Annotated in this window: 5 protein-coding genes; 3 read left to right on the forward strand and 2 right to left on the reverse strand. The window is 68.7% G+C overall.

The annotated features are described in order from the left end of the window. Window positions 1-178: 178 nt before the first annotated feature. Together rocF and AC1DOC_RS15230 are read right to left on the reverse strand one after the other, a co-directional pair. Window positions 179-1102: an arginase gene (rocF, locus tag AC1DOC_RS15225; protein WP_478130024.1), complete on the reverse strand. Its 924-nt coding sequence runs from the start codon at window positions 1100-1102 to the stop codon at window positions 179-181. Then, window positions 1099-3192 carry a prolyl oligopeptidase family serine peptidase gene (locus AC1DOC_RS15230; RefSeq protein ID WP_478130025.1) on the reverse strand — a complete coding sequence of 698 codons (2094 nt, stop codon included), beginning with the start codon at window positions 3190-3192 and terminating at the stop codon, window positions 1099-1101. Before AC1DOC_RS15230 ends, rocF begins: the two co-directional genes overlap by 4 nt. Window positions 3193-3345: 153 nt before the next feature. Between AC1DOC_RS15230 and AC1DOC_RS15235 the strand changes: the two genes are divergently transcribed. From AC1DOC_RS15235 to AC1DOC_RS15245, 3 genes are all read left to right on the forward strand, one after another. Then, window positions 3346-5028, forward strand: a complete 1683-nt coding sequence (locus AC1DOC_RS15235) for a WS/DGAT/MGAT family O-acyltransferase (protein ID WP_015867562.1) — start codon at window positions 3346-3348, stop codon at window positions 5026-5028. A 136-nt stretch (window positions 5029-5164) separates the two neighbouring features. Continuing rightward, on the forward strand, window positions 5165-5722 hold the full coding sequence (locus AC1DOC_RS15240; RefSeq protein ID WP_015867561.1) for a hypothetical protein: 558 nt from the start codon (window positions 5165-5167) through the stop codon (window positions 5720-5722). 17 nt (window positions 5723-5739) lie between these two features. Next, window positions 5740-6181: phasin family protein (locus AC1DOC_RS15245; RefSeq protein WP_478130026.1), on the forward strand; the 442-nt coding region annotated here is incomplete at its 3' end.

Below are 6181 nucleotides of genomic sequence, written 5' to 3' on the forward strand. Positions count from 1 at the left end.
GCCGGGGCGCGCCCGATCTTGCGAAGCTTGCGCAGCTCGCACGCCGGCATGAGTCGCCGGGCGCCTCGTCCGCCTTGCTGCTGCTGGCGGCGCCGGTGTGCCTGCTGCTCGAAGACCTGCAGCGCATGCAGCGCTGCGTGGCGGCGGCGGCATCCGCGGCACCCACGGCCTGAGGCGCTCAGCGCACCAGCGTCGACTTTCCGAACAGGCTCTCGATCAGCTCCACCGCCACTTCGGCGGTCTGGTTGCGCACGTCGAGCGCGGGGTTCAGCTCCACCACGTCGACCGAGCCGAGGCGGCGGGTGTCGGCGACCATTTCCATGCACAGCTGCATCTCGCGGTAGGTCGGGCCGCCGCGCACGCCGGTGCCCACGCCGGGTGCGATGTTCGGATCGAGGCAATCCAGGTCGAAGCTCACGTGCAGGTGGGTATCCTCGTCCACGTCCTGCAGCGCCTCGGTCATGGTGGTGCGCATGCCGTGCTCGTCGATGTGGCGCATGTCGAACACATGCAGGCCGAGTGTGCGGATGGCGTCCTTCTCGTCCGCGTCGACGCTGCGGATGCCGATGAAGCGGATGGCATCGTGCTCCAGCGCCGCGCGCTCGCCGCTCCAGCCGGTGAGCGCCGCGGGCCCGTGGCCCAGCAGGYAGGACACGGGCATGCCGTGCAGGTTGCCGCTCGGGCTGGTGGTTTCGGTGTTGACGTCGGAGTGCGCATCGAGCCACAGCACGCGCAGCTTCTTGCCGCGCTTGCGCACATGCCAGGCCACGGCGCTGATCGAGCCGATGGCCAGGCAGTGGTCGCCGCCCATCATGAGCGGCACGTGGCCGGTGCCCAGGGCGGTGTCGACGGCGGCGTAGACGGAGCGGTTCCAGGCAATCACCTCGTCGAGGTGGCGCAGGCCGTTGGCCGGCGCGGTCCACGGGGTGGCGGGGCCCGCGAGGTTGCCGCGGTCGATCACGGTGAAGCCCTGCCGCGCGAGCGCCTCCGGCAGCCCGGCCACGCGCAGCGCATCGGGGCCCATGCCGGCGCCGCGCACGCTGGCACCGACGTCGGTGGGCGCGCCGATCAGTTCGAGGGTGGTGCCGTTGTCGTTGCTCATGCGGATGTCCGTCCGATGTGCTCCCACAGGTAGGCGTAGCCCAGGGCGTCCATGAAGGCGGCCTCCTTGTTGTCGGTGGCCGCGCTGTGGCCGCCTTCGATGTTCTCGTAGAAGCTGGAGTCGTAGCCCATGGCGGCCAGCTTCGCATGCATCTTGCGTGCGTGCACCGGGCCCACGCGGTCGTCGCGCGTCGACGTGGTGAAGAGCGCCGGCGGATAGGGCTGGCCGGGCTTCGCATTCTCGTAGGGCGAGAAGGCCTGGATCCAGGCCCATTCTTCCGGATCGTCCGGGTCGCCGTATTCGGCAATCCACGAGGCGCCGGCCGACAGATGCGTGTAGCGCTTCATGTCGAGCAGCGCCACCTCGCTCACGATGGCGCCGTAGAGCGTGGGATACAGCGTGAGCATGTTGCCCATCRGCAGCCCGCCGTTGCTGCCGCCCATGGCACCCAGGTGCGGCGGCGAAGTGATGTTGCGCGCGACGAGGTGCTCCGAAACCGCGGCGAAGTCTTCGCAGGTGCGCAGGCGGTCGCGCTGCAGCGCGGCCTGGTGCCAGCGCGGCCCGTACTCGCCGCCGCCGCGGATGTTGGCCACCACGTAGACGCCGCCCCGCTCGAGCCATGCGCGGCCGATGGCGCCGCTGTAGCTGGGCTGCAGCGAGATCTCGAAGCCGCCGTAGGCGTACTGCAGCGTGGGGTTCCTGCCGTCGGCCTGCAGGTTCCTGGGCGCGATCTCGAAGTAGGGCACGCGCGTGCCGTCCTTCGAGGTGGCGAAATGCTGGCTCACGCGATAGCCGGAGGCATCGAAGAAGGCGGGGCTGTCCTTCAGCGGCTCGGGCTCGCCCCGGCCGATGGTGCCGATGTAGAGCGTGGTCGGCTGCAGGAAGCCGCTCACGGTCAGGAAGTAGTCGTCGTTCTCGTCCTCGTCGACACCCCCGGCCGCAATGGTCGAGAGCTCGGGCGCGCCGCCCAGGCTCTCGCGCTTCCATGCCTTGGAGCTGGCCCCTGGCGTGAGCACTTCGAGCCGGTTCACCACGTCGTGCATCACGTTGAGGATCAGGTGGTGGCGGGTCCACGAATAGTCGTCGAGCGCGGTCGTGTCGTCGGGCTCGAACAGCACGGTGATCTCGCGCCGGCCGGCCATGTAGTCGTCGAAGCGCATTGCCAGCAGCGAGCCCGGCTTGTAGGTGGTGCCGCCCACGGTCCAGGGGCTGCGCGGCTCGACCAGCATCCACTCGCGCGTGACCTCGGTGCTGGCGTCGTCGGGCACGTCGATCTTCACCAGCCGGCCGTCGCCCGTGCGCAGCCAGGTCTCGCTGTCGTAGAAGTCCATCTGGCGCGAGACGAAGTCGCGCTCGAAGCCCGGCGTGTTGTCGCGCCAGGCGCTGACCGTCATGTCGTCCTCGCCGCCCTCGTAGACCGTGGCCGCGCTTTCCAGCGGCGTGCCGCGCTTCCATTCCTTGACGATGCGCGGGTAGCTCGAACTGGTCATAGAGCCGGGGCCGAAGTCGGTGGCCACGTAGAGGTGGTCGATGTCTTTCCACGCCACGTTGCTCTTGGCCTCGGGCAGCGTGAAGCCGCTTGCGACGAACTGCTTGAGCTCGAGGTCGAACTCGCGCACGACGTTCGCATCGGCGCCGCCGCGCGAGAGCGAGACGAGGCAGCGCTTGTAGTCGGGCTGCAGGCAATCGGCGCCGTGCCAGACCCAGTTTTCCTTGTCGGCCTCGGCCAGCGCGTCGAGGTCGAGCACGGTTTCCCATTCCGGCTGGGGCTTGCGGTATTCGGCCAGCGTGGTGCGCCGCCACAGGCCCTTGGGGTTCTTCTTGTCGCGCCAGAAGTTGTAGAAGAGCGGGCCGATCTTGCGCACCATCGGAATGCGGGCCTCGGAGTCGAGCACTTCGAGGATGCCCTGCTCCATCCGCTCGAAGGCGGGCGACAGCGCGTAGCGCCGCACGGTCTTCGCGTTGTGCTGGCGCGCCCATTCGAGCTGTTCGGCGCCGTCGATGTCTTCGAGCCACTGGTGCTCGTCGGTCTGCGTGGAAGCGGTGGATGTCATGGGCGCAGTGTACGAATCCGCCGTGAAGAAAGGCATGCCTGCCGTCAGGGTCGGCCGAAGCTACTGAATTCATAGCGCACCGCGCGCCGGCCTAGTGACAAACCCGCGTTCGGCGGTTTGGCCTCGATGCGCGGGGCTCCCACGGGTATCCTGCCGGACGGCGCCTGCGCACACAAGGAGACACGACACATGAAACACCTGAGCGGTCTTGATGCCACCTTCCTGCACCTGGAAACCCCCGAGATGCCGATGCACGTGGGCTCGCTCAACGTGCTCGACCTGCCCAAGGGCTACAAGGGCGATTTCTACGAGGATGCCAAGCAGTTCATGGCCAGCCGCATCCACCTGGCCGACGTGTTCACGCGCAAGCTCGCACTGATGCCCTTCGACATGACCAACCCGGTGTGGGTGGCCGACGAGGACATCGACCTCGACTACCACGTGCGCCACATCACGCTGCCCAGGCCCGGCACCAACCGCCAGCTGCAGCAGTACGTGGCGCGGCTGCATTCCACCTTGCTCGACCGCAGCCGCCCGATGTGGGAGTTCTTCATCATCGACGGCCTGAAGAGCGGCCAGGTGGCGCTCTACACCAAGGTGCACCATGCGGGCATCGACGGCCAGGCCGGCGTGGCGCTCGGCAAAGCCATCTTCGACCTCGAGCCCACGGGCCGCGTGGTCAAGCCGCCGCGCGCCCGCGCGCGCAGCAGCGGCTACCAGCTGGGCATGGCCGAGCTTGCGACCGCGGCGCTGCGCAACACGGCGCAGCAGTACGTCAAGCTGTTCAAGATGGCGCCGGCCATCGCGCGCGCGCTCGGCGGCCTCGCCAAGCCCGACGAGAAGGCGGCCGAGAAGGCGGCCGAGAAGGACGCCGCCACCGCGCCCAAGAAGTTCAACCTGTTTGCGCCGCGCACCTCGCTGAACGTGTCGATCACCAACCAGCGCACCTTTGCCGGCCGCACCATCTCGCTGGCCGAGACCAAGCACATCGCCAGGCACTTCGGCGTGTCGCTCAACGACGTGGTGATGGCCACCGTGGCCGGCGCGCTGCGCCACTACCTGGCCGACAACAACGAGCTGCCCGCCAAGCCGCTGGTGGCCGGCGTGCCCGTGAGCCTGCGCGAAGCGGGCGACGACACGGCCAACAACCAGGCCAGCATGATCCTCGTGAGCCTGGCCACCGACATCACCGACCCGGTGCAGCGGCTGAAGGCGATCAATGCGTCGTCGACCAGCTCGAAGTCGACCATGAACCGCTTCAAGGCGGTGATCCTCGACGACTTCCCGACCTTTGCCGCGCCCTGGCTGGTGTCGGGCATCGCCTCGATGGTGGGCCGCTCGGGCCTCGTGAACCTGCTGCCGCCGGCCGCCAACGTGGCCATCTCCAACGTGGCGGGCGCGCCGTTCCCGATGTACTTTGCGGGCGCGCTGGTCACCAGCTACTACCCGGTGTCGATCGCGAGCCACGGCACGGCCCTCAATGTCACGGTGCAGAGCTACAACGGACGCATGGACTACGGCCTCATCGCCTGCCGCCGCGCGGTGCCCGACATCACCGAGATCGGCGACTACATGCTGGCCGAGCACCAGCTGCTGCTGGGCCTGACGCAGACGCACCCGGCAGCGGCGGGCGCGGCGCCCGCGAAGACAGCGGCGGCTCCCGAGCCGGCACCCGCCGTGAAGGCGGCGCCGAGGCCGGTTGCAAAAAAGGCTGCAGCGAAGAAGCCGCCGGCAGCCAAAGCCGCCGCGGCCAAGGCGCCGGCCGCCAAGACCGCCGCGAAGAAAACACCGGCCAAGGCGGCCGCACCCAAGGCCGCGCCGCGCAAGCCCGCGGCGCCCGCCAAACGCGCCAGGGTGGCCACTGCGGCATGATCGCCAGGCACGAGGGCCGGAAAATTGGGGCAGTTGGACTAGTTTTCCGACCGTTCTAGCTTTCCAGGCCTAGGCACTCTGGAAGAAGATCACTTCATCGCGAATCCAGCGACCGATCAACTTCCAGGAAATCCACATGACCACCACGCAAGCCTCCTTCTCTTCCGCCGCCATCCACGTCATCGGCCAGTACAACGACGCCGGCAAGACCCTGGTGGGCGCCTACCGCGCCGGCGTTCATCGCCTGCTCGGCGGCGCTGCTTCGCGCTACAGCGAATTCCTCGGCAGCCGCCAGATTCCGCTGGTGAGCGAGCAGGTCAAGGCCAACCTGATCGGCGCGCAGGAAAAGATCAACGGCTTCCTGGCCAACCGCCTGGACATCGACACCGGCCGCATCGTCTCGGTGATGGACCGCGTCGCCGCGGGCACCACGAGCGGCATCGAAACCGTGGCCGGCCGCGTGGCGCGCGTCGAATCGCCGGTCGTCAGCTCGGTGGTCAAGACGCTGAATGCGCTGAACCAGCCGATTGCCAACGTGTCGGTGCAGATCGCCGACAAGGTGGCTGCCGGTGCCAAGCAGATCGAAGTGCGCGTGAGCGGCACCGAAGAAGCCAAGCCCGTGCGCAGCGTGAAGGCCAAGGCCGCCGCTGCCAAGAAGCCGGTTCGCCGCACCGCCGCCCGCAAGGCGGCCTGACCCTGGAGCAACAACGCATGGCGACCCGCCCCGATCCGACGGACGATTCCAGGAAGAAGAGGGCGGCGGCGCCTGCGAAGCCCGCCAGGAAGGCGCCTGCGGCCCGGAAGATGCCCGCAGCCGGGAAGAAGGCCGCGGCACCTAAGAAGAAGGCGGCTGCTGCCGCATCGGACACCGGGCCGGGCAAGAAGGCCGTCGGTGCCGAGGGCCTGCTGCGCGCCGGCCTCAAGGTGCTCGGCAATGTGCGCGACGACGTCGCCAAGCGCCAGGCCAACGTGATCGAGGGGCTGCTGGGCATCGGCCAGGCCAGGTTCGATCCGGCGGCGGGTGCCAAGGCCGCGGTTCCCCGCGGCTTTCCGGGCCTCGACAGCTTCGGCCTGCGCAAGTTCGAAGACGTGTTCGACCAGCGCGTGGCCACCGCGCTGCAGCGCCTGGGCATGCCCAGCGCGGAAGAAGTGC

The sequence above is a fragment of the Variovorax sp. 01T439_2 genome, from assembly GCF_056398445.1.